26 protein-coding genes are annotated in these 21,459 nt (G+C 65.0%); 15 read left to right on the forward strand and 11 right to left on the reverse strand.

What is annotated here, in order from left to right:
- Window positions 1–23 precede the first annotated feature (23 nt).
- The 4 genes from PQU89_RS10800 (at window position 24) to PQU89_RS10815 (ending at window position 2,591) form a co-directional block, all read left to right on the forward strand.
- On the forward strand, window positions 24–293 hold the full coding sequence (locus PQU89_RS10800) for an HP0495 family protein (RefSeq protein ID WP_272765835.1): 270 nt from the start codon (window positions 24–26) through the stop codon (window positions 291–293).
- Window positions 294–296: 3 nt separating this feature from the next.
- Window positions 297–920, forward strand: coding sequence for a lipoyl(octanoyl) transferase LipB (gene lipB / locus PQU89_RS10805; RefSeq protein WP_120809557.1), 624 nt, complete (start codon window positions 297–299; stop codon window positions 918–920).
- Complete coding sequence (lipA, locus tag PQU89_RS10810) at window positions 917–1,864, forward strand: lipoyl synthase (protein ID WP_047966472.1); 948 nt, start codon at window positions 917–919, stop codon at window positions 1,862–1,864. The genes lipB and lipA overlap by 4 nt, the downstream gene beginning before the upstream one ends.
- A gap of 79 nt (window positions 1,865–1,943) precedes the next feature.
- Complete coding sequence (locus tag PQU89_RS10815) at window positions 1,944–2,591, forward strand: hypothetical protein (protein WP_272765836.1); 648 nt, start codon at window positions 1,944–1,946, stop codon at window positions 2,589–2,591.
- Window positions 2,592–2,619: 28 nt separating this feature from the next.
- On the opposite strand, the gene PQU89_RS10820 is transcribed toward PQU89_RS10815, so the two are convergent.
- The 3 genes from PQU89_RS10820 to tyrS form a co-directional block, all read right to left on the reverse strand.
- The gene (locus PQU89_RS10820; protein ID WP_272765837.1) at window positions 2,620–3,378 is read right to left on the reverse strand and encodes an iron-containing redox enzyme family protein; all 759 of its coding nucleotides are present in this window, start codon (window positions 3,376–3,378) and stop codon (window positions 2,620–2,622) included.
- Window positions 3,375–5,900 (reverse strand): EAL domain-containing protein, encoded by a 2,526-nt coding sequence (locus PQU89_RS10825; RefSeq protein ID WP_272765838.1) that lies wholly within the window; start codon window positions 5,898–5,900, stop codon window positions 3,375–3,377. Before PQU89_RS10825 ends, PQU89_RS10820 begins: the two co-directional genes overlap by 4 nt.
- A gap of 273 nt (window positions 5,901–6,173) precedes the next feature.
- Window positions 6,174–7,448: a tyrosine--tRNA ligase gene (gene tyrS, locus PQU89_RS10830; RefSeq protein WP_272765839.1), complete on the reverse strand. Its 1,275-nt coding sequence runs from the start codon at window positions 7,446–7,448 to the stop codon at window positions 6,174–6,176.
- Window positions 7,449–7,645: 197 nt separating this feature from the next.
- On the opposite strand from tyrS, the gene PQU89_RS10835 reads away from it, so the two are divergent.
- Window positions 7,646–8,323 (forward strand): cytochrome b/b6 domain-containing protein, encoded by a 678-nt coding sequence (locus PQU89_RS10835; protein ID WP_272765840.1) that lies wholly within the window; start codon window positions 7,646–7,648, stop codon window positions 8,321–8,323.
- Between the two features lie 68 nt (window positions 8,324–8,391).
- Here the strand turns inward: PQU89_RS10835 and PQU89_RS10840 are convergent, their stop codons facing one another.
- Both PQU89_RS10840 and PQU89_RS10845 read right to left on the reverse strand, forming a co-directional pair.
- Entirely contained in the window at window positions 8,392–8,820 is a 429-nt protein-coding gene (locus PQU89_RS10840; RefSeq protein ID WP_272765841.1) for a c-type cytochrome, read from the reverse strand.
- A 95-nt stretch (window positions 8,821–8,915) separates the two neighbouring features.
- Window positions 8,916–9,347, reverse strand: a complete 432-nt coding sequence (locus PQU89_RS10845; RefSeq protein ID WP_047966467.1) for a c-type cytochrome — start codon at window positions 9,345–9,347, stop codon at window positions 8,916–8,918.
- A gap of 171 nt (window positions 9,348–9,518) precedes the next feature.
- Here PQU89_RS10845 and PQU89_RS10850 point away from each other — a divergent pair, with 171 nt between their 5' ends.
- From PQU89_RS10850 to PQU89_RS10875, 6 genes are read left to right on the forward strand one after another with little or no spacing between them, the layout of a single operon-like run.
- Window positions 9,519–9,953 carry a Fur family transcriptional regulator gene (locus tag PQU89_RS10850; protein ID WP_047966466.1) on the forward strand — a complete coding sequence of 145 codons (435 nt, stop codon included), beginning with the start codon at window positions 9,519–9,521 and terminating at the stop codon, window positions 9,951–9,953.
- Window positions 9,941–10,891, forward strand: a complete 951-nt coding sequence (locus PQU89_RS10855; protein WP_272765842.1) for a CobW family GTP-binding protein — start codon at window positions 9,941–9,943, stop codon at window positions 10,889–10,891. The genes PQU89_RS10850 and PQU89_RS10855 overlap by 13 nt, the downstream gene beginning before the upstream one ends.
- Before the next feature lie 5 nt (window positions 10,892–10,896).
- A complete protein-coding gene (locus tag PQU89_RS10860; RefSeq protein ID WP_272765843.1) occupies window positions 10,897–11,121 on the forward strand; it encodes a hypothetical protein in 225 nt (74 codons plus the stop codon).
- Window positions 11,118–11,858 carry a metal ABC transporter ATP-binding protein gene (locus PQU89_RS10865; protein WP_272757037.1) on the forward strand — a complete coding sequence of 247 codons (741 nt, stop codon included), beginning with the start codon at window positions 11,118–11,120 and terminating at the stop codon, window positions 11,856–11,858. Before PQU89_RS10860 ends, PQU89_RS10865 begins: the two co-directional genes overlap by 4 nt.
- A 50-nt stretch (window positions 11,859–11,908) precedes the next feature.
- Window positions 11,909–12,733, forward strand: a complete 825-nt coding sequence (locus PQU89_RS10870; RefSeq protein ID WP_047966538.1) for a metal ABC transporter permease — start codon at window positions 11,909–11,911, stop codon at window positions 12,731–12,733.
- 4 nt (window positions 12,734–12,737) lie between these two features.
- Window positions 12,738–13,631 (forward strand): metal ABC transporter solute-binding protein, Zn/Mn family, encoded by an 894-nt coding sequence (locus tag PQU89_RS10875; protein ID WP_272765844.1) that lies wholly within the window; start codon window positions 12,738–12,740, stop codon window positions 13,629–13,631.
- On the opposite strand, the gene PQU89_RS10880 is transcribed toward PQU89_RS10875, so the two are convergent.
- On the reverse strand, window positions 13,615–14,286 hold the full coding sequence (locus tag PQU89_RS10880; RefSeq protein WP_272765845.1) for a sulfite exporter TauE/SafE family protein: 672 nt from the start codon (window positions 14,284–14,286) through the stop codon (window positions 13,615–13,617). The two genes, PQU89_RS10875 and PQU89_RS10880, sit on opposite strands and share 17 nt — an antisense overlap.
- A 299-nt stretch (window positions 14,287–14,585) precedes the next feature.
- Here PQU89_RS10880 and PQU89_RS10885 point away from each other — a divergent pair, with 299 nt between their 5' ends.
- Complete coding sequence (locus tag PQU89_RS10885; protein WP_272765846.1) at window positions 14,586–15,371, forward strand: enoyl-CoA hydratase; 786 nt, start codon at window positions 14,586–14,588, stop codon at window positions 15,369–15,371.
- A gap of 72 nt (window positions 15,372–15,443) precedes the next feature.
- On the opposite strand, the gene PQU89_RS10890 is transcribed toward PQU89_RS10885, so the two are convergent.
- Genes PQU89_RS10890 through PQU89_RS10905 form a run of 4 tightly spaced genes read right to left on the reverse strand, consistent with a single transcriptional unit; the run spans window position 15,444 to window position 17,600 of the window.
- Complete coding sequence (locus PQU89_RS10890) at window positions 15,444–16,220, reverse strand: peptidylprolyl isomerase (RefSeq protein WP_272765847.1); 777 nt, start codon at window positions 16,218–16,220, stop codon at window positions 15,444–15,446.
- A 15-nt stretch (window positions 16,221–16,235) separates the two neighbouring features.
- The gene (locus tag PQU89_RS10895) at window positions 16,236–17,027 is read right to left on the reverse strand and encodes a peptidylprolyl isomerase (protein WP_120809567.1); all 792 of its coding nucleotides are present in this window, start codon (window positions 17,025–17,027) and stop codon (window positions 16,236–16,238) included.
- Between the two features lie 10 nt (window positions 17,028–17,037).
- Window positions 17,038–17,301, reverse strand: a complete 264-nt coding sequence (locus PQU89_RS10900) for a BolA family protein (RefSeq protein WP_189352417.1) — start codon at window positions 17,299–17,301, stop codon at window positions 17,038–17,040.
- Window positions 17,298–17,600 (reverse strand): YciI family protein, encoded by a 303-nt coding sequence (locus tag PQU89_RS10905; protein ID WP_272765848.1) that lies wholly within the window; start codon window positions 17,598–17,600, stop codon window positions 17,298–17,300. The genes PQU89_RS10900 and PQU89_RS10905 overlap by 4 nt, the downstream gene beginning before the upstream one ends.
- 324 nt (window positions 17,601–17,924) lie before the next feature.
- Between PQU89_RS10905 and PQU89_RS10910 the strand changes: the two genes are divergently transcribed.
- The gene (locus PQU89_RS10910) at window positions 17,925–18,860 is read left to right on the forward strand and encodes an exopolyphosphatase (protein WP_272765849.1); all 936 of its coding nucleotides are present in this window, start codon (window positions 17,925–17,927) and stop codon (window positions 18,858–18,860) included.
- Here the strand turns inward: PQU89_RS10910 and PQU89_RS10915 are convergent.
- Window positions 18,857–19,519, reverse strand: coding sequence for an HAD family hydrolase (locus tag PQU89_RS10915; RefSeq protein WP_272765850.1), 663 nt, complete (start codon window positions 19,517–19,519; stop codon window positions 18,857–18,859). The genes PQU89_RS10910 and PQU89_RS10915 overlap by 4 nt on opposite strands.
- 142 nt (window positions 19,520–19,661) lie before the next feature.
- On the opposite strand from PQU89_RS10915, the gene PQU89_RS10920 reads away from it, so the two are divergent.
- Both PQU89_RS10920 and PQU89_RS10925 read left to right on the forward strand, forming a co-directional pair.
- Window positions 19,662–20,267: a nucleotide-binding protein gene (locus PQU89_RS10920; protein WP_272765851.1), complete on the forward strand. Its 606-nt coding sequence runs from the start codon at window positions 19,662–19,664 to the stop codon at window positions 20,265–20,267.
- Between the two features lie 205 nt (window positions 20,268–20,472).
- Window positions 20,473–21,423, forward strand: a complete 951-nt coding sequence (locus PQU89_RS10925; RefSeq protein ID WP_272765852.1) for a GMP reductase — start codon at window positions 20,473–20,475, stop codon at window positions 21,421–21,423.
- Window positions 21,424–21,459: the final 36 nt, after the last annotated feature.

A 21,459-nucleotide genomic window follows, 5' to 3' on the forward strand; every position in this document is an offset into this window, starting at 1 on the left:
CAGGAATATTCGAGTACAGAGCAATGAGTGAAGAGCAGAAAGAGTTGATGGAGTTTCCGTGCCGCTTCCCGATCAAGGTGATGGGCGAGCAGCATCCGGACTTCCACCCCACCATTTTCGAAGTGGTGCGCCTACACGCGCCGGATCTGGACATCACCGACATCGTGGCACGTGACAGCTCCAGCGGCCGGTACGTGTCGCTGACCATCACCGTGACCGCGATCTCGCGCGAGCAGCTTGACGACATCTACCGCGCACTGTCCAGCCATTCCCTTGTCAAGTTTGCGCTGTAAGTCATGAGCCGCCTCGTCAAACAGCTGGGTCTGGTCGACTACACGCCGACCTGGCAGGCCATGCAGGCCTTCACCGACAGCCGCACGCCAGCAACGCCGGACGAGCTGTGGTGTGTCGAGCACCCGCCGGTGTACACCCTGGGTCTGGCCGGCAAGCCGGAGCACCTGATCATGCCCAGCAGCATCGAGGTAGTGAAGTGCGATCGCGGCGGCCAGGTTACCTATCACGGCCCCGGGCAGCTGGTGGTCTACCTGCTGATCGATTTCAAGCGCATGGGCATCGGCGTGCGCGAGCTGGTGCGCCGCATCGAGCAGGCGATCATCGACATGCTGGGCGAGCTGGGCATTGCCGCTTACGGCGATGTCAACGCCCCCGGCGTCTATGTCGGCGGCGAGAAGATCGCGTCGCTGGGCCTGCGCATCAAGAACGGTGCCGTCTACCACGGGCTGAGCCTGAACGTGGACATGGACCTGACGCCGTTCCTGTGGATCAACCCTTGCGGCTATGCCGGCCTCAAGGTCACGCAAATCAAAGAACAAGGCGTTGCGCTGACCGTTGCGCAAGCCGCCGAACGGCTGCTGCCGCAGCTGGAGCGACACCTGACGGTGATGAAGGAGACAGCATGAAACTGGAAAACCAGGTTGGCGTAAAACACAAAGGCGCTGACAAGACGGCACGCATTCCGATCAAGATCGTGCCGCTCGACGAAAAGCTCAAAAAGCCGGAGTGGATTCGCGCCAAGCTGCCCAATGGCCAGCGTTTCAACGAGATCAAGCAGATCCTGCGCGAGCAGAAGCTGCATACCGTCTGTGAAGAGGCGACCTGCCCGAACATCGGCGAATGCTTCAGCAAGGGCACCGCCACCTTCATGATTATGGGCGACATCTGTACCCGTCGCTGCCCGTTCTGTGACGTCGGCCACGGCCGCCCGAACCCGCTGGACGCGCAGGAACCGATCCACCTCGCCGAAACCGTGGCCGCGCTCAAGCTGCGCTACGTGGTGGTGACCTCGGTCGACCGCGACGACCTGCGCGACGGTGGTGCCCAGCACTTTGCCGACTGCATCAGCGAGGTGCGCAAGCAGTCGCCGGGCACCCAGATTGAGGTGCTGGTGCCGGACTTCCGCGGCCGTCTCGATATCGCGCTGGACATCCTCAGCGCCACGCCGCCGGACGTGATGAACCACAACCTGGAAACCGCGCCGCGGCTGTACAAACAGGCCCGTCCCGGCTCCGACTACCAGCACTCGCTGACGCTGCTGAAAGAGTACAAGGCGCGCAATCCGGAAGTGCGCACCAAGTCCGGCATCATGGTCGGCCTCGGTGAGACCGATGAAGAAGTGTACGAAGTGATGGCCGACATGCGCGCCCACGATATCGACATGATCACCATCGGCCAGTACCTGCAGCCGACTGACGGTCACCTGCCGGTATTGCGCTACGTGCATCCGGACGTGTTCAAGCAGTACGAGACCCGTGCCTACGAAATGGGCTTCAAGCACGCCGCCGTCGGTGCCATGGTGCGTTCCAGCTATCACGCTGACGTGCAGGCGCACGAGGCCGGCGTGTAAGGTTGGCCGCAACACTCCAACAACGGCGCCAGTGGGCGCCGTTGTTGTTTTCGATTCTGCAATACAAGGACACCATCGCATGAACCATGACGCCCAGCCCGCTGCCATCAGTAACGAACAATGGCGTCACGCCAAGGCCCTGCAACAGCAGCTGGATGCGCTGCTGGGCGAGGTGCTCGGCGCGGCCAAGCTGTGCCACAAGCTTGGCAGTGTCGAGGAAAGCGTGCAGCAAGTACCGGCGCTGGGGCGGGTGGCACTGGCCAGCAGCCTGCCGCTGATCGTGCGCAACAAGAAAAGGAAGGAATTCATCGGCGGCTGGCTCAATTACCAGATCAGCCTTGCCGGTGACGGCGTGCCGCTGCAACAGGATGGCACGCCGGTGGGCGCGGTGCTGCACGTGGCGCACTGGGCCTGCGAATTTGCCTTTGAGTACGATGCCTTTGTCGGCTTCCCTGCCAGCGCGTGGCAGCCGTGGGAAAACCGCGGCAACCGCCTGCTGTGGTGGGAAGAGAGCGAATCCCACTTCGGTGCGGAGTGGACCTATACGCTGCAGCTGGCGGCGCTGAAGGATGGCGAGGCGTTGCTGGCGGCGGTGGTGCGCCCGGCACTAGCGCTGTTGCAGGGTAAGCCGCTTGACGAGGCGCTGCCGGCCGATGTGCCGGGCTTGCTGCGCTATCATGACGTGGGGGTGGAGGGCGGTTGCGACCTGCGCGTCAGCGTCGGCTGATGCGGCCAACCCTGGGCTGACGAACCGGCTAGCCCAGCGCGACCGGTTCCTGCTGCAGGCAGCAGTCGAGGGCCAGCTGCATGTAGTGGTAGCTGTTGCCGATGGCGGCTTGCAGTGCCCGCCGCGTGCCGGCGTCGGCGTCGCGCCCGGCTAGGGTGCAGACGATGTCCAGTGCTTCCCACGGGTGATCGTCGTCGTAGCGGGCGTGCACCTTCAGCCAGCGCATTGCGCTTCGGCGCTGCGTCGCGGGCAGCGAGGCTTCATAGATGCCCGGCGCGCAGACCAGTTGCGTCCACTCGCCGGTGGCCCCTTCGATGGCGTAGTTGGTGGCAGCCAGTGCCAGCAGCAGCGAGTGGTGGCGGCTGTTGTGCCGGCACCAGTGGTCTAGCTGCTGCAATGGCTCCGGCACCCGCTGCGCCTGCAGCTCGGTGACCGGGATGCCGCAGGCGGCGGCCCACGCCAGCCAGTAGTCGGCGTGGTTCTGTTCGACGCGGATGTTGCGCACCAGAAAACGCCGCGCCATGTCTTCGCCGCGCTGGCGACCGTAGCGGGTCTTGAGCAGGTTTTGCGCCATGTACAGCGGAAACTGCTCGACCACCGGCCACACCCCGATCAGGAACAGCCGCAGCGCGTCATGGCCGAGCTCGGCATCGCGCAGTCGCTGGTAGAACTCGTGCCGCACCACGCGCTGCCTGGCGGCGGCGCAGTCGGCAAGCAGTTGCTGCGCCCACTCCGGATAGCTGTGCGGGCTGCGCAGTGCGCCGCTGCGCACGAACTCGCGGTTCACGGCGTCGCCCCCTGGCTGCTGTTGGCCGGTTGCGGCGGCACGGCGGCCTGCGCGGTGGTGACCACAACCCCGGCCGGTGCCGCGCAGACGCGGCGGAAGTCGTGCTGCAGCTCGCAGTCGCAGTTGAACGGCTGCGGTTTGGCCACGGCGTAACCCTGCGCGTAGTCGACGCCGATGTCGGCCAGCGCCTGCAGGATCGCCGGCGTTTCCACGAATTCGGCAATGGTGCGCTTGCCCATCACGTGGCCGATGTGGTTGATGACCTCGACCATGGCGCGGTCGATCGGATCGTCGAGCATGTCCTTGACGAAGCCGCCGTCGATTTTCAGGTAGTCCACCGGCAGGTGCTTCAGGTAGGTGAACGAGGACATGCCGGCGCCGAAGTCGTCCAGCGAGAAGCGGCAGCCGAGGGTCTGCAGCTCGGTGATGAAGTGGATGGCGCTGGCGAGGTTGGCGATGGCGCTGGTCTCGGTGATCTCGAAGCAGATCATGTGCGGCGGGATCGCATGCAGGCGGAACTGCTCGCGCAGGAAGTCCAGAAATGCCTGGTCGCCGATGGTGGTGCCGGACAGGTTGATGGCGCAGGTGCCGATCGGCGTCGCCTTGTGGCAGCGCAGCCGCGCGGCGAGGATGGTGAACGCGTTCTGCACCACCCAGCGGTCGATCAGCGGCATCAGCCCGTAGCGCTCTGCCGCCGGGATGAAACTGATCGGCGGCACCAGGCGGCCAACCTCGTCGTGCAGGCGCAGCAGCAGCTCGACATGGCTGCCGCCGTCGCTGTCGCTGCCCAGAGGTGCGATCTCCTGTGCGTACAGGCACAGCCGCTGCTCTTCCAGCGCCAGGTGGATGCGTTGTACCCAGGCCATTTCGCCAAAGCGCAGCGACAGTTCCGAGTCGTCCGGGTGGTAGAGCTGCACTCGGTTGCGCCCCTTCTCCTTGGCCATGTAACAGGCGACGTCGGCGGCGCGCAGCGCCTCGGCCAGCGTGGTCAGCGCGCCGGAAATGTGCACCAGGCCGATGCTGACACTGACGTTGAACGGCCGGCCGCCCCACACGAAGTGCAGGTCCTGTACCGTCTGGCGCAGGCTTTCGGCAATCTGCAGCGCGGCATCGACCGGGCAGTGCTCCAGCAGGATACCGAACTCGTCGCCGCCGAGGCGGGCGAGGGTGTCGCTGTCACGCAGCCGCTGCTGCAACAGCAGGCAGATCTGGCGCAGCAGCTCGTCGCCGGCGGCGTGGCCGCAGGTGTCGTTGACCACCTTGAACTGGTCAAGGTCGAGGAACATCAGCGCGTGCTGCTGGTGGCCTTCGTGCTGGCGGTCGAGATTGGCCAGCGCCTGCTCCAGCCGGTATTCGAACTCGCGGCGGTTGGCCAGCCCGGTCAGTGCATCGTGCGAGGCCTGCCACGACAGGCTGGCGATGTACTGCCGCTCCCGCGTCATGTCGTGCAGCACCAGCACCGCCCCGCTGATCTGGCCGTCGCTGTGGATCGGTGCCGCGACCAGCGCCACCGATACCGCGCTGCCGTCCAGGCGCACCATCAGCTGGGAGTGGCTGCTGCTGCCGTGGCTGTGGCCGCCGGCCAGGATCTGCTCGACCAGCGCCAGCGCTTCCTGCTGGGAGTCCTCGTCGATGATGCGGAACAGCGAGCCGAGCGGCAGCCCCTGCGCCTGTGCCACCGTCCATGCCGTCAGCTGCTCCGCCGCCGGGTTCATGTAGGCGGTCAGGCCATCGGCGTCGGTGGTGATCACCGCGTCGCCGATGGAGGCGAGGGTGACCTGTGCGCGTTCCTTTTCTGCCTGCAGCGCGCTTTCGAAGGACTTACGCTGATCCAGCAGCTTGTGGGTACGGAACAGTGCCAGCAGGATCAGCAGCGCGGCGCTGGCCAGGTTGGCGGCCAGCAATAGCCGCTGGATGACGCGCGAGCCTTCGCCGAGGGTGTCGGAAAAGGCTTTCTCCATCGGGGTGAGGCGGGCGTTGATGGCGTAGATTTCCGCCTTCCACTCGGCGATGTCGCGCTGGCTGGCCAGGCCGCCGCTGATCTGGAAGTGCATTTGCTCGGCCAGCCCGGTCAGCGCCTGCAGGTTGCGATCGCCGAATTCCCAGTGTGCAATCGCCTGTTGCAGGTAGCTGAACTGGCGGAAGTTCTGGTACAGCCAGATCAGGCCGGTAATGTCCTGCGGGTGGTTGCCGCCCTGCAGGAAGCCGGCGCGGGCCAGCGCCAGGTCCGGCACCGGCTGTTCCAGCGCCATGCGCGCGGTGTGGTCGCCGAGCGGGATGGCGATGGCGGCCTGGTACTGGTGGAAGTGGCGTTCGTCGTGACTGTCGGCGTACAGGTTGAGGTAGTAGATGGCATCTTTTTGCCCTTTGGACCACAGGCTCTCGCCGCTGACGTAGGCGCGTACCGCGGACTGGATTTCCAGGCTGACGCCGCCCAGTGCCGCCAGCAGCAGGGCAACGGCAATGAACGGCCAGACCAGGCCAGGCAGCTGCGTGGTATTGCGATTGCGGTGTTGTGTCATGCCCTTGCTCACCCCGGCAAATGGCGGACGGCGTTGTCGCTGCCCGCGGTGGTTCAGGTCAGGCCTTGTCGTGCGGTGTTGTCCCGGGTGCTGCGGTGGCCGGTGGCGGCGGTGCCGGCGCGGCAATTATTGTTTTGCTGATGTCATTCCGGATAATAGATAGCCTTGCCTACGCTGAATAGCTAATTTTCCCGATTTGGTGGCAGAAATGAAAACAGCCATGCAAAGGCATGGCTGTCGGTAGCAAGCTGCGGCCAACGTTGGCCGCAAGGTTTATTGCCAGCAGAGCAGGGTGTGGTGTTTCTTGCCGCGCTTGAGCAGGCTGTATTGGCCGAACAGGCGCTCGCTGTCGCCGATCTGGTGCTCAAGGCTGTCGATCTTGTTGCCGTTGACGCTGACGGCGCCGCTCTGGATGAAGGTGCGCGCTTCCGATTTCGACTTGGCCAGGCCGCCGGAGACCAGTGCGTCGATCAGGCCGCTGCTGTCACGTGGCAGTTGCAGGCTGGGCATGCCGTCTTGTGCCAGCTGCGCGAAGTCGGACGCGGTCAGCTCGTGCAGGCTGCCGGAGAACAGGCTGGCGCTGATGCGCTGTGCGGCGGCCACGGCATCCTGGCCGTGTACCAGCGCGGTGACCTGTTCCGCCAGGATGCGCTGCGCTTGCGGCTTGCTGCCGCTGTTCTTGTCCTGCTCTTCGATGGCGGCGATCTCGGCCACCGACAGGAAGCTGAAGTAGCGCAGGAACTTGTACACGTCGGCGTCGGCGGTATTGAGCCAGAACTGGTAGAACGCGTACGGCGAGGTCTTGCTGGCGTCCAGCCAGATCGCGCCGCCTTCGGTCTTGCCGAACTTGGTGCCGTCGGCCTTGGTCACCAGCGGCAGGGTCAGGCCAAACACGTGTTGCTGGTTGATGCGGCGGGTGAGGTCGGTGCCGGCGGTGATGTTGCCCCACTGGTCGGAGCCGCCGATCTGCAGCTTGCAGCCGTGACGGCGGTTCAGCTCGGTGAAGTCGTAGCCCTGCAGCAGGCTGTAGCTGAACTCGGTGTAGCTGATGCCCTGGTCTTCGCGGCTGATGCGCTGCTGCACCGATTCCTTCTTGATCATCTGGTTGACCGAGAAGTGCTTGCCGATGTCGCGCAGGAACTCCAGCGCGCCCATGCCGCCAAACCAGTCGTAGTTGTTGGCCATGATGGCGGCGTTGTCGCCTTCAAAGCTCAGGAACGGCGACACTTGGCCGCGGATCTTGTCGACCCAGCCGGCGATCACGTCCGGGGTGTTCAGCTTGCGCTCGGTGGCCTTGAAGCTGGGGTCGCCGATCATGCCGGTGGCGCCGCCAACGAGGGCGATCGGGCGGTGGCCGGCCTGCTGGAAGCGGCGCAGTACCAGCACCGGTACCAGGTGGCCGAGGTGGAGGCTGTCGGCGGTCGGGTCGAAGCCGCAATACAAGGTCACACTTTCCTTAGCCAGCAGTTCGTCGAGTGCCGCCGCGTCGGTTTGTTGGGCGATCAGGCCGCGAGCTTGCAGTTCCTGGATAAGGCTGGATTGGTGCATGTATTTCTTCTCCACATGAGCAGGACGCGGGCCGTGGGCCGCGCGCGAACGATTGCGCCTGTTGGCGTTGCAACAAAAGATGGCGATTTTAACCGAAAATGACGCTTCGTAACGCGCGCTCTGGCGGCGGCCCGGCTTTGGGTGAACAATGCCGGGCTTGGCCGCCAGCCGCGCAAACAGGAAAGGATGCAGCAAACATGAGCAGGATGATCAAGGTGTGGGATGTGCCGACGCGGCTGTTTCACTGGACGATGTTGCCGGTTTTTGCCGGGCTGTGGTTTACCGGCGAGCAGGGTGGCGACTGGATGGAGTGGCATCTGCGCCTTGGCATGCTGATGCTGGTGTTGCTGCTGTTCCGTGTGCTGTGGGGGCTGTGCGGCAGCCAGACGGCGCGTTTCAGCAATTTTCTCGCCGGGCCGGCGCGTATCCGCGCCTATCTGGCCGGGCAGCTGCCGGTGACGGCGCAACCGGGACACAACCCGCTGGGCGGCTGGATGGTGCTGGCGTTACTGCTGGCGCTGTTGCTGCAGGCCGGGCTGGGGTTGTTTGCCGCCGACGTCAACAGCTACCTGTACGACGGCCCGCTGAAGGTGCTGATCGACGGCGAGCTGGCCGAACAGGTCACCGGCTGGCACAAGTCGTCGTTTGACGTGTTGCTGCTGCTGGCTGCGGTGCATGTGCTGGCGGTGCTGTTCTACAAGGTTGGCCGCAACACCGACCTGGTGCGCCCGATGCTTAGCGGGATGAAAGCGTTGCCGGCCGATGCCGTACCCTTGCGCTTTGCGCCGCTGTGGCTGGCCTTGGTGCTGCTGCTGTTGGTGGCACTGCTGGTGTTTGGCGGCGTGCCGTGGCTGGCGGCCAGTATGGCGGCCTGAACCGCCAACGGCCATGAAAAAACCGCCAGCCGATAAGGGCTGGCGGTTTTTGCTGGAGTGCTCGCCGCTTAGCGCATCGGGCCGCGGAAAATGTCGTGACAGGCCTTGCAGCTGGCGGCCACGGCGCCATAGTCGCGGCGGATGGCGGCGAGGTCGTCACTGCGCGCGGTTTTCTGCAGCTGGTCAACCGCAAGCAGGAATTTGTCCTGTTCCGCCTTCCATTTTGCCGGTTCGCTCCAGATCGCCGGCTTGGCGCGGCTGACGTCGTCGATGGTGCCCGGCTTGAACTGGCTGAACGGTGCCGCGGCGACCGCTTTCAGTGCGTCGGCGTGCTTGATGAACACATCTTTGCGATAGCCGCTGCCGCGCAGCATCACCCCCATCGGCTCGAAGCTGCGCAGTACCTGTTTGAAGGCTTTCTGGCGGTCTTCACCGGGGCCGGCCTGGCTGGTGGTGGCAAGGAGGGCGAGGGTGGCAAGCAGGAGAATTTTTTTCATGATCTTGAGGCGGGTGAAAAGAGTGGCCATTGGGCGCCGGGCACCCAAAAAAGTTCAGCCCCGCTCGGGGCTGAACGCGGTGATGGACGCCGGACTCAGTCGTTGCGGAAGCTGTCGTGACAGGCCTTGCAGGTCTTCTGGGTGGCGCCAAACTGTGCCTTGATCGCGGCGAGGTCACCGCCGGCAGCGGTCTGCTTCAGCTTGGCGGTCTCGGTCTTGTGCTTGTCGATGGCGGCTTTCCAGTCTTGCGGCTTGCTCCAGATCTCGGCGCGGGCATCGGTCTTGCCCTTGTCGCTGCCGGCCGGGAAATGCTGCCACGGCTGCTGCGCCAGCGCATCCAGGTGCGCGGCGAGTTTGGCGAACTCGTCCTTGCTGTACGGCGTTTCGCCCTTCACGGTCTTGGCCATGGTGCCGACGGTTTGCTTGTACTGCTTGAAGATTTCCTGGCGCTGGGCGACCGGGTCGGCGGCAAATGCCGGGCTCAGCAGCACGGTACAGGACAACACGGTGAGCAGTAGCTGTTTCATCTGCAGGCTCCTTACGGATGGGTAGGCAATGGATGCCGACAGCTTAGCACACCGCATTGCACCATCGAAGCCGCGGGCGGTTAACAGTTGTTAACGGTGTTGTTATATAGTAACATTTAAGAATTGCTGCTATTTGTCTTCCTTATTCCCTTTAATTCCCGGTGACTTGTCATGGATAAAGCTGGCTTTATGGCCGCAGCCGACCACCAGTGCCAGCAACAAGGCGTGAAGCTGACCGCGCTGCGCCGCCAGGTGCTGGAGCTGGTGTTGGCGCACGAAGGCGTGGTCAAGGCTTATCAGGTGCTGGCCGATCTGCAGCGCGAGCGCGGCATTGCCGCGCCGCCGACGGTGTACCGGGCGCTGGATTTCCTGGTGGAAGCCGGCCTGCTGCACAAGGTCGACGCGCTCAACGGCTATATCGTGTGCAGTCACGTTGGTTGCTGTCACGAAGGGCTGATCCTGGTGTGCACCGCCTGCGGCAGCGTCAACGAGCTGGAGGCAGCGCCGGCGCTGGACACGCTGCGACAGCAGGCGGCAGCGCAGGGCTTTGCCATCGCGCAACAAAACCTATTACTGACCGGACTGTGCCAGGCATGTCGAGTATGAAAAAAACCACCGTCAACGTGCTCACCGGCTTTCTCGGGGTGGGCAAGACCACGGCGCTGCGCCACCTGATCGCGCAGCGGCCGCAACATGAAAAATGGGCGATCATCGTCAACGAGTTCGGCGAGATCGGCATCGACGGCGCGGTGCTGGACAACGGCGAGCTGCCGATTGCCGAGATCGCCGGCGGCTGCCTGTGCTGCGTCGCCGGGCCGCAGATGACGGTCACCGTCGCCAACCTGCTGCGCCGCGAACGGCCGGACCGGCTAATCATCGAGGCCAGCGGCCTCGCCCACGCCGCCGGGCTGATCGACGAGCTGCGCGCCGAGCCGCTGGGCAACGCGCTGGAAGTGGGCGCGGTGATGACGCTGGTCGATCCGCGCCAGTTCGCCAACAACGACTACTTCCGCCAGCCGCTGTACCGCGACCAGGTGATGATCGCCGACGTGCTGCTGGCCACCAAGTGCGACCTCGCCGACGCGCCAACGTTGGCCGCATACCGCGACAAGGCCGCCGCGCTGTTTCCGCCCAAGTCGCTGATCGCCGAGATCAGCGACGGCGCCGCCGATCCGGCGTGGCTGGATGCCGCGGTGCAGAACAAGTCGCGCTACCGGCCGGCGGTGCGGCCGGGCGATGCCTCCGGCTGGCAGTCGCAGGGCTGGACCTTCGCGCCGGAAGCGGAGTTCTCCGGCGAGGCGCTGACCGACCTGTTCGACCGCCTGCCGCAGCTGGTCGACGGCCTGGTGCGCGCCAAGGGCGTGTTCCGCGTGCTGGATACCTGGCTGTGGCTGAACTGGACTGAAGGGCAGTGGGCGGCCAACCAGGTGGCGTGGCGCCGCGACAGCCGTTTCGAGGTGATCGGCAGCCAGATCGACGCCGACGCGCTGGAAGCCGCCATCCAGGCCTGCGTATTGCCGGCCGGCAGCGAGAACGGGGCGTGAGCGGTATGACACCTTCCCATCCGCACGAACCGCATTCACACGATCATGCGCACGCACACGGCGCCGCGCATGCGCACTCCCATCCGCACCCGCACGCCGCCGGCGAGACCTCGCACCTGCCGCGCTGGCGTTTGCTGTCGCTGTCCGCCGGCCAGCGCCTGCTGCTGGCCGCGCTGCCGCTGGCCGCGCTGTGGCTGCTGGTGCACTGGGCATTGCAGGAGGTGGCATGATCCGGCTGGAAAACCTGACGGTGTCCTACCGTCGCCACCCCGCCGTGCACCACGTCAGCGGTAGCTTTGCCGATGGTCAGGCCACGGCGATCTTCGGCCCCAACGGGGCCGGCAAGAGCACCTTGCTGAAAGCCATCATGGGCGCGCTGAAGCCGGATGCCGGTCGCGTGCTGATGCGCGGAGTGGCACGCCGTGACATGGCCTATCTGCCGCAGCAGTCGGAAATCGACCGTTCGCTGCCGGTGTCGGTGATCGACCTGGTATCCAGCGGCCACTGGCAGCGCAGCGGTCTGTTCGGCAAGGTTGGCCGCAACGATGACGACGCGTCGTGGAACGCGCTGGTTACCGTGGGGCTGGAAGACTTCGCCACCCGCCCGATCGCCGCGCTGTCCAGCGGCCAGTTCCAGCGCGTGCTGTTCGCTCGCATCCTGGTACAGGACGCGCCGCTGATCTTGCTCGACGAGCCGTTCAACGCCGTCGACGCCGCCACCACCGCCGATCTGCTGGCGCTGGTCGAACGCTGGAAGGCGGAAGGGCGCACCGTGATCGCGGTGCTGCACGACGAGCAGCAGGTGCGCGAGCACTTTCCGCAGACGCTGCTGATGGCGCGCGAGGTGATCGCCTGGGGCGACACCGCCGAGGTGCTGACCGCGGACAAGCTGCGCCGCGCCAGCGATACCGCCGCGCACTGGTCGGCCAATGCCCCGGTGTGCCGCGTGGATGGAGTAACTCAGTGATCGATTTCCTGTACCAATGGGTGCTAGCACCCTTTGTCGAGTTTGCCTTCATGCGCCGTGCGCTGGTGGCGTGCCTGGCGCTGGCGCTGGGCAGCGCGCCGGTCGGCCTGTTTCTGGTGATGCGGCGCATGAGCCTGGTCGGCGACGCGATGAGCCACGCGGTGTTGCCCGGCGCCGCGGTCGGCTTCCTGATCGCCGGCCTGAGCCTGCCGGCGATGAGCCTCGGCGGTTTTGTCGCCGGCGTGCTGGTGGCCGGTTTTGCCGGGCTGGCGACGCGCTTTACCGAGATCAAGGAAGACGCGAGCTTTGCGGCGTTTTATCTGCTGTCGCTGGCCATCGGCGTGCTGCTGGTGTCCAGCAGCGGCAGCAATGTCGACCTGATGCACCTGCTGTTCGGCTCGGTGCTGGCGGTGGACGATGCCGCGCTGCTGCTGGTGGCCAGCGTCGCCAGTGTGACGCTGCTGACACTGGCGGTGATCTATCGCCCGCTGCTGCTGGAAAGCCTGGACCCGGTGTTCCTGCGCGCGGTCGGCGGCCACGGCAGCGTGTGGCACCTGCTGTTCCTGCTGCTGGTGGTGCTGAATCTGGTGTCCGGCTTCCAGGCGCTGGGCACCCTGATGTCGGTGGGGCTGATGATGCTGCCGGCGATCTGCTCGCGGCTGTGGGCGGCCACCGTCGGCGGCATGCTGCTGGCGGCGTTCCTGATCGCCGCGCTGGCGGGCATGGGCGGGCTGCTGCTGTCCTATCACGTCGAGCTGCCGTCCGGGCCGTGCATCATCCTGCTGGCCGGCCTGTTCTATATCGTTTCGCTGTTTGTTGCCCCGCAGGGCGGCGTGTTGCCCCGCCTGCTGCGGCAACGTCATTTGGAGAGTTGAGCGCGTGAACGTACGGAAAATTATTGTGAGCAGCCTGCTGCTGTCGCCGCTGGCGGCGTGGGCCAACCTGCCGGTGGTCGCCAGCTTCAGCATCATGGCTGATATCACCCGCGAAGTCGGCGGCGAGCGCGTCAGCGTGGTGTCGCTGGTCGGCGCCGATCAGGATGCCCACGTGTTCCAGCCCAAGCCGGCCGACGTCAAGAAGCTGGCTGAAGCCAAGGTGTTCGTGGTCAACGGCCTCGGTTTCGAGGGCTGGATCAACCGCCTGAACAAGTCGGCCAACTTCAAGGGCGTGACCGTGACCGCCGCTAACGGCCTTAAGCCGCTGGCGGTGGCGGAAGACGGGCACGGCCACGACGAGCATGGTCACGATCACGGCCGTGCCGATCCGCACGCCTGGCACAACCCGCAGCACGTACTGCGCTATGTCGACAATATCGCCGCCGGTCTCAGCCGTGCCGATGCCGCCGGCGCCGCTTACTACCGCGAGCGCGCCGCTGCCTACAAGGCGCGGTTGCAGGAACTGGACAGCTGGGCCGGCAAGCAATTTGCCGCGGTGCCGGCGGCACGGCGCAAGGTGCTGACCTCGCACGACGCCTTTGCCTATCTCGGCCAGCGCTACGCGATCCGCTTCATGGCGCCGCAAGGGGTGAGCACCGACGCCGAGGCCTCGGCCAAGTCCGTGGCGCAGCTGATCCGGCAGGTGAAAAAGGAACAGGTGAAGGCGGTGTTCATCGAGAACATGTCCGACCGGCGCTTGATCGACCAGCTGGCGAAAGAGGCCGGCGTCAAGGTCGGCGGCAAGCTGTACTCCGATGCGCTGTCCAGCCAGCCCGGCGCGCGCAGCTATCTGGAGATGTTCCGCAGCAATGTGACCGCGCTTAGCCAGTCGATGTAAGCAGCAGCCACAGGTGCCAGCCACCGAGTGCCATCACGGCCAGTCCCGCCACCAGGCGGACTGGCCGTTGCTGTTTCAGCTGCTGCAATTTGCTGGCAAACAGCCCCATCAGCAGCAGGTTGGGCAGGGTGCCGAGGCCGAAGGCCAGCATCACCAGCGCGCCCTGGCCGGCACCGCCGGAGGCCAGCGCGGCGATGCTGGCGGTGTAGACCAGCCCGCACGGCAGCCAGCCCCAGATCGCACCGGCCAGCAGCGCCTGGCGGGCGGTGCGCACCGGCAGGTAGCGGCGGGTCAGTGGCTGCAGTCGTCGCCACAGCGGCCGGCCGAGGTGTTCGATGCGGGTGATGGCGGCGGACAGGCCGGCCAGGTACAGGCCGAGCAGGATCAGCAGCAGGTTGGCCGCAATGAACAGCGCGGTCTGCAGCGGCTGGTACGCCGCCTGGCTCAGTCCCCACTGCGCCAGGCCACCGAGCAGCGCGCCGGCACAGACGTAGCTGCCGATGCGGCCAACGTTGTAGCACAGCAGGTGCCACAGCGGCGCCGATTGCGACTTGCCCAGCGAAATGGCGGTGACGATGCCGCCGCACATGCCGAGGCAGTGCACGCCGCCGAGCAGGCCGGCAAGAAACAGGGACAGCAGACTGATTTCCAGCATGGGTGACAACGCAGGCAAAAATGATGGCCGCTAGTGTAGCAGCCGGGCCCGGCCGCGGCGCGGAACTTGTCGCGGTCGGCCATTTGTAAACGCTGTTTATTGAATGGCTGGCAGCAAATTGCGCCACCGTTTGCCCGGCGGGGCGAAACTTGCAAAATCAGCAACATAGTCCATGGTTAAAGCTAGCAAACCCGCGTCAATGCTCACAAGGTAGCCATTTTTTTCGGTGAATCCACAGTGAATAACGCTGTTGAATATTGTGCTTCAGCTGGGCTTTGTCGAGGCTGGAGGAGTGCCACATGACACAAAAAATCATTGTCGAACGTCTTGGGCAATCAGCAATTGTCACGATCAACAACCCGCCGGCCAATGTGTGGACGATAGAGTCGTTGCAGGAGCTGGCCCGGGCGATGGACGCGCTGGCGGCCGACGCCGCCATCCGCGCGGTGGTGCTGACCGGCGCTGGTGAGCGCTACTTCTCGGCCGGTGCCGATCTCGCGCTGTTTGGCGACGGTGCGGCCGCGCACGCCGGCAAGGTGGCGGACGCCTTTGCGCTGGCGTTTGACGCGGTGCGCCACTATCCCGGCGTGACGGTGGCGGCGGTGAACGGTTTCGCGCTGGGCGGCGGGCTGGAGTGCGCGCTGGCCTGCGACTACATCGTGGCCGAGCGCGGTGCCAGCCTCGGATTGCCGGAGGCGCGCGTCGGGCTGATTCCCTGTGCCGGCGGTACCAAGGCGCTGACCGACCGCGTCGGCGTGCCGTGGGCGAAACGCCTCATCCTCGGCGGCGAGTTCGTCACCGCCGACAAGGCGCTGGCCATCGGGCTGGTGGAAGAGGTGGTGGAAAGCGGGCTGGCCAAGATTGTGGCGCTGAGCCTGGCGGCGCGGGTGCGCGAGCAGTCGCCGCAGGCGATCCACGCCGCACGGCGGCTGATCGAGGCCAGTCCGGCACAAACGTTGGCCGCACAGCTGGCGGCGGAAAAGGCGGCGTTCCTGGCGCTGATCGGCAGTGCGGAACAGCTGGAAGGCGTGCGCGCCTTCAACGAGAAGCGCGAGCCGGGCTGGGCGGAGCAGGACGACGACTGAACGTCATGCTGCTCGCGTAGCCATGAAAAAACCGGCCAGCGGCCGGTTTTTTCATGGTGGAAGCACACTGGCTTACTGAACCTTGGCGCTGGCCTTCAGCGACTTGATCAGTGCTTCGATGCGCTGCGACTGGATGCGCTGCTCCAGTTGCGGACGCAGGGTTTCCAGCGGTGGTGCCGCTTCTACTTTCACGTCGTTCAGCTTGATGACGTGGAAACCGAAATCGGTCTTCACCGGGGTGGCGGTGACCTGGCCCTTGGCCAGCTTCACCATCGCCTCGGAGAACGGTGCCACGAAAGTGCCTGGCTCGTTCCAGCCCAGATTGCCGCCGTTGTCCTTGGAGCCCGGATCCAGCGATTTTTCCTTGGCCAGCTGCGCGAACGGCTTGCCTTTTTTCAGCGCTTCGATCACGGCCTTGGCTTCGGCTTCGGTCTTCACCAGGATGTGGCTGGCGTCAAAGCTCTTGCGCTCCGGGAACTCGGCCTTCACCTTGTCGTACTCGGCACGGGCCTGGGCGTCGGTCACCGGGTTGGTGCGCAGGTGTTCCTTGATCAGGCGGTTGGCCAGGGCCATCGCCTTGGCGTTCTCGATTTCGGCGAGGTAGTCGGCGGACTTGTCGAGGCCCTTCTTCACGGCTTCCTGACGCAGGATTTCAGCGGTGATCAGCTGGTCCTTGACCATTTGCGCCATTTCCGGCGTCGATTTCTGGCCTTGCGCTTCCATCATGCGGGTGATGGCATCAATACGCTGCTGGCTGATGGCAACGCCATTGACCGAAGTGGCGAACGCGCAAGCAGTGGCGGTCAGCAGGCTGACGGCAATCAGGGTTTTTTTCAAAGGGAAGTTCATCGGGGTTTCCAGTGGTTATTGAATGTTGGCTTTCTGACGCAATTCGCCGATCGCGTCACTAATCGCTTTGTCCTGCAGGTCGCGGGCGATCTGCGGCTTGACGGTATCAAAAGGCAGCGGCTTCGCGTCGCGGATGTCCTCTACCTTGAACAGGTGCCAGCCAAGGCCGGAGCGCAGCGGCTGGGCGCTGAACTTGCCTTTGGGAATGGCTTGGAGCGCGGCGGCCAGTGGCGGTTCCATCGACGCCAGATTTCCCCAGCCCAGGTCTCCACCGCGTTCGCGGCTAGGCTGGTGGGTGGACTTGCTGGCGGCCAGGGTTTCGAACTTGGCGCCTTTTTTCAGCTCGGCCAGCACGCTGTTGGCGTCGGCTTCGCTGTTGACGATGATCTGGCGGACTTTCACTTCCTTCACGCCGTTAAAGCGCTCGCTGTACTGCTGGTAGGCCGCCTTCAGCGCGCTGTCCGACACCGGGCTGGTGCTGATGCTCTGCTTGAAGAATGCCTGCTGCAGCAGTTCGGTGCGTGCCTCGGTCAGCTGTTGCTGGAATTCCGGCTTCTTGTCGAGGCCGGCCTTGGTGGCCGCCTGCACGATCAGTTCGCGGTTGATCAGTCGCTGGCGCACTTCTTCGCGCAGCGCCGGGCTGTCTTTTAGCTGGCCATTGCTGCTGCCGATAACCTGCTTCACCGCCTGGTCCAGGGTGCTGCTGTCGATGGCGCTGCCGTTGACGGTGGCCACCGGTGCGGCCAGGCTTGGGGTGCTGCCGACGGCAGCCAGCAACAGGGCCGCGATAGTGAGTGATTTCTTCATGGAGTGGATTTCAGAGATCGTCCGGAGTAAGGGTTTTGAGTGCCAGGGCGTGAATGCCCTGCTGCATCAAGTCGCCGAGCGCATCGTACACCATCCGTTGCCGCTCGATGCGCGACTTGCCGCTGAAACAGGCGCTGACGATCAGCACATTGTAGTGGCCGCCGCTCTTGGCGCCGGCGTGGCCGGCATGGGAGGCGCTGTCGTCCTCGATGTCGAGGTGCTCCGGCGCCAGTGCCGCCAGACGCTGGCGCATGGTTTCGATGATGGCGCTCATGCCGGCAGCACTTTGCGGAACGGCTTGACGCTGACGCTGGCGTAGACGCCGGCGGCGACATAGGGGTCGGCCTTCGCCCATTGCTCGGCCGCGGGCAGCGAGTCGAATTCGGCAACGATCAGGCTGCCGGTGAAGCCGGCCGGGCCGGGGTCGTTGCTGTCGATGGCCGGGAACGGACCCGCCAGCAGCAGCCGGCCGTCGTTCTGCAGTGCCTGCAAGCGGGCCAGGTGTTCCGGCCGTGCCGCCAGGCGGTTGTCGAGGGAGTTAGGGGCGTCGGTGCCTGTGATTGCGTACAGCATGGTGCCTTTCTGTGTCTCTCAAAAGCGGTCTGGCCGGTGGCCGACCTGCTGCGGGGGCGGTGAAGGCGGGCCGCGGTTCTGCACTGGCCGGCACCGGAATCACTGCGCTGTGTCTGCTGAAATGGCGGCCACGGCCGCGATTTCAAGCGGCAAGGCCGGGGGGCGGAGCAATATGTCAGGATTATGCGGTGCCGGGTAGTGGCTGACAAGCTGGCAGGGCTATCACGCCCTTGCCGACTGCGGTACAGTTGCCAACAGCATTGATCGTGGCGGCAGGCGGCCCGATCGAATCATCATTCATGGAAACAGGGCAGGGAAAAAGAAATGACAACAGGACAGTTTCGTCTGGTGACGCGCAGTGATTTCGATGGTCTGGTCTGCGCGGTGTTGCTCAACGAGCTCGGGCTGATCAACGACATCAAGTTCGTGCACCCGAAAGACATGCAGGACGGCAAGGTCGACATCACCGAGCGCGACATCACCACCAACCTGCCATACGTCGAAGCCGCACATCTGGCCTTTGACCACCACCTGTCCGAAACCCTGCGCAACGCCTCCGGCAAGCAGAACCACATCATCGACGCCGCGGCGCCGTCCGCCGCGCGCGTGGTGTACAACTACTACGGCGGCAAGCAGCGCTTCCCGATGATCGCCGACGACATGATGGCGGCGGTGGACAAGGCCGACGCCGCACAGTTTTCGCGCGACGAGATCCTCGATCCGAGCGGCTGGGTGCTGCTCAACTTCCTGATGGATGCCCGTACCGGCCTTGGCCGTTTCCGCGAATTCCGCATCAGCAACTACGCGCTGATGATGGACCTGATCAAGTACTGCCGTGACCACTCCATCGACGAGATCCTGCAGCTGCCGGATGTGCGCGAGCGGGTCGAGCTGTACTTCGAGCACGAGGCGCAGGCCAAGGCGCAGATCCAGCGCTGCGCCCGCGTCGAGGGCAAGGTGGTGGTGCTGGACCTGCGCAACGAGACGCTGATCCACCCGATCAACCGCTTCATGATCTACGCACTGTACCCGCAGGCCAATATCTCCATCCACGTGCTGTGGGGGCTGAACCAGCAGAACACCGTGTTTGCCACCGGCAAGTCGATCCTCGACCGCAGCAACCGCACCAGCGTCGGCGAGCTGATGCTGAAGTACGGCGGCGGCGGCCACGAAGCCGCCGGCACCTGCCAGGTCGACAACGACCAGGCCGAGCGCGTGCTGGGCGAACTGGTGGTGCAGATCAACGCCAACGAGGGCTAAGCGTCCCGCAGCTGTTGCAGCAACGCCCGCGCGGCAAACAGGTCCTTGCATACTGCCAGGGCCTGTTTTGCCATGGAGGCGGGCGGCTGCACGATGTCCGGCACGATGATCACCCGCATGTTGGCCGCCAGCGCGGCGCTGGCGCCGTGTACCGAGTCTTCCAGCACGATGCAGCGCGCCGGTTCCACCTGCAGCCGTGCCGCCGCCGCCAGATAGATGTCCGGTGCCGGCTTGCTGTTGGCGACGTCGCTGGCGCTGACCACGTGCTGGAAATAGGGCGCCAGCTGGCTGCGTTGCAGCTTCAGCTGTGCCAGCGGTCCTTCGGTGGCAGTGCCGACGGCACAGGGGATCGCCTGCTGCCGCAGCCAGTCCAGGAGAGCGGTGATGCCGGGCTTGAGCGGAATGTCGCCGTGCTGCAGCTGCCGGTGGTAGTACTGCCGGTTCAGCAGCGCCAGGGCCGGCATGTGCGCGGACAGCTCGGGGTGCTGCTGCAGATGGCGCAGGCAGTGCTGGTGGCTGAGACCGACCAGCTGGTGCAGGGTGTCCTCGCCGATGCGGGTGCCCAGCTCGCTGGCGGCATCGCGCCAGGCCTGGGCGCAGAGCTGCTCGGTGTCGATCATCAGTCCGTCCATGTCCAGCAAAATGGCGTCGTACGGCATGGTGTGCTTATCCTTATGGGGCGGGTGGGGTGGTAAAGCCGCGTGGCCTGCTGTCTTTTATCATAAAATGCCCGGCGGGTAGTGGCGCCGCCGCGGGCGGCAAGCAAACACAGCGAAAGGTGTTATGGCGTATTCGATACTGGTGGCAAATCCAAAGGGCGGCAGCGGCAAGTCGACGCTGTCGACCAATATCGCCGGTTTTTACGCGTCGCAGTCGACCAGGGTGATGCTGGGCGATATCGACAAGCAGCAGTCGTCGCTGAGCTGGCTGGCGCAGCGGCCGCCGGCGGCGCCACCTATCCAGGGCTGGCAGATGACCGAGGGCCTGGCCAAACCGCCGAAGGACACCCAGGTGGTGGTCCTCGACAGCCCGGCCGGGCTGGACGGCAAGCGGCTGCGCGCACTGGTGAAGAAGGTTGATCGCGTCATCGTGCCGATCCAGCCGTCGCCTTTCGACATGTGGGCCAGTAGCGAATTCTTTGACGCCTTGCTGGCGGAGAAGGCGGTGCGCAAGGAAAAGACCTTCGTCGGCGTGGTCGGCATGCGCGTCGATCCGCGCACCCGCTCCGCGCGTGAGCTGGAAAGCTTCCTGTCTCGCTACCAGGTGCCGGTGCTGGGCTGGATCCGGGACACCCAGTTCTACGTGCAGGCCGCCGGCGCCGGGCTGACGCTGTTCGATCTGCCGCCGGCACGGGTGCGGCGCGACATCGAGGCGTGGCGCCCGATCCTGTCCTGGCTCGACAATTAGCGCTTGACGCCCCGATTTTGCGCGGCGTAGAGTCAGTACCGTTTGCCCTGCGCCCGTCAGCGCCGCAGGGCAGCAAAATTGCAAGCGAAAGCCGCCCGGCTTTCGCTTTTTATTTGGGGGCTCCCGAAATCTGCACCGCTATCCGGAACGGTGGTGCAGCACCATTCCACGAATGGTTTCCCGAATGCACATGGAGTGACAGCTGATGATCCACACCGAACTCAATTACGGCGATGTCTATCTCGTTCCGAAAAAAACCGTTGTCGACAGCCGCAAGGAGTGCGACACCTCGGTGCAGTTCGGCCCGCGCCGTTTCGTGATGCCGCTCTACGCGGCCAACATGAAGAGCGTGGTCGATGCCGAGACCTGCGAATACTTCGCGCGCCGCAACTGGTTCTACACCATGCACCGCTTCAATGTCGACGCCGTGGCCTTCGTGCGCGACATGCAGGCCAAGGGCCTGTTCGCCTCGATCAGCGTCGGCGTCAACGGCGATACCCTGCAGCAGCTGGCCGCGCTGCAGGCCGCCGGGCTGAGTCCGGAGTACATCACCCTCGACGTCGCCAACGGCTGGTGCGTGAAGGCGGAGCAGATGATCCGCTTTATCAAGCGCGAGTTCCCGGACAGCTTCCTGATCGGCGGCAACATCGCCACCGCCGAGGCGGCGCGCGAGCTGCAGGAATGGGGTTGTGACGCGATCAAGGCCGGCATTGCCGGCGGCCGGGTGTGCATCACCAAGAACAAGACCGGCTTCCACCGCCCGATGGTGGCCACCGTGCGCGACTGCGCGGCGGCGGTGTCGGTGCCGGTGATCGCGGACGGTGGCATCGTCGAGCACGGCGACGTGGCCAAGGCGCTGGCCTGCGGCGCGAGCATGGTGATGGCCGGCTCGCTGTTTGCCGGCTACGACGAGTCGGCGGGCGAGATCGTCGAGATCGACGGCAAGCACTACAAGGAATACTTCGGCAGTGCCTCGCAGTTCAACAAGGGCGAGTACAAGAACGTGGAAGGCAAGAAGATACTGGTCGAGTACAAAGGCAGCATCGGCCGCCTGCTGCACGAGCTGCAGGAAGACCTGCAGTCGTCGGTCAGCTACGCCGGTGGCCGTGAGCTGTCCGCGCTGCGCACGGTGCAGATGATCGCCGTCGCACACTAGGGCGGTGAGGGGGCCGGTCTGCCCGTTGGCAGGCCG

It is taken from the genome of Vogesella indigofera, from assembly GCF_028548395.1.
Lineage (GTDB): Bacteria > Pseudomonadota > Gammaproteobacteria > Burkholderiales > Chromobacteriaceae > Vogesella > Vogesella indigofera_A.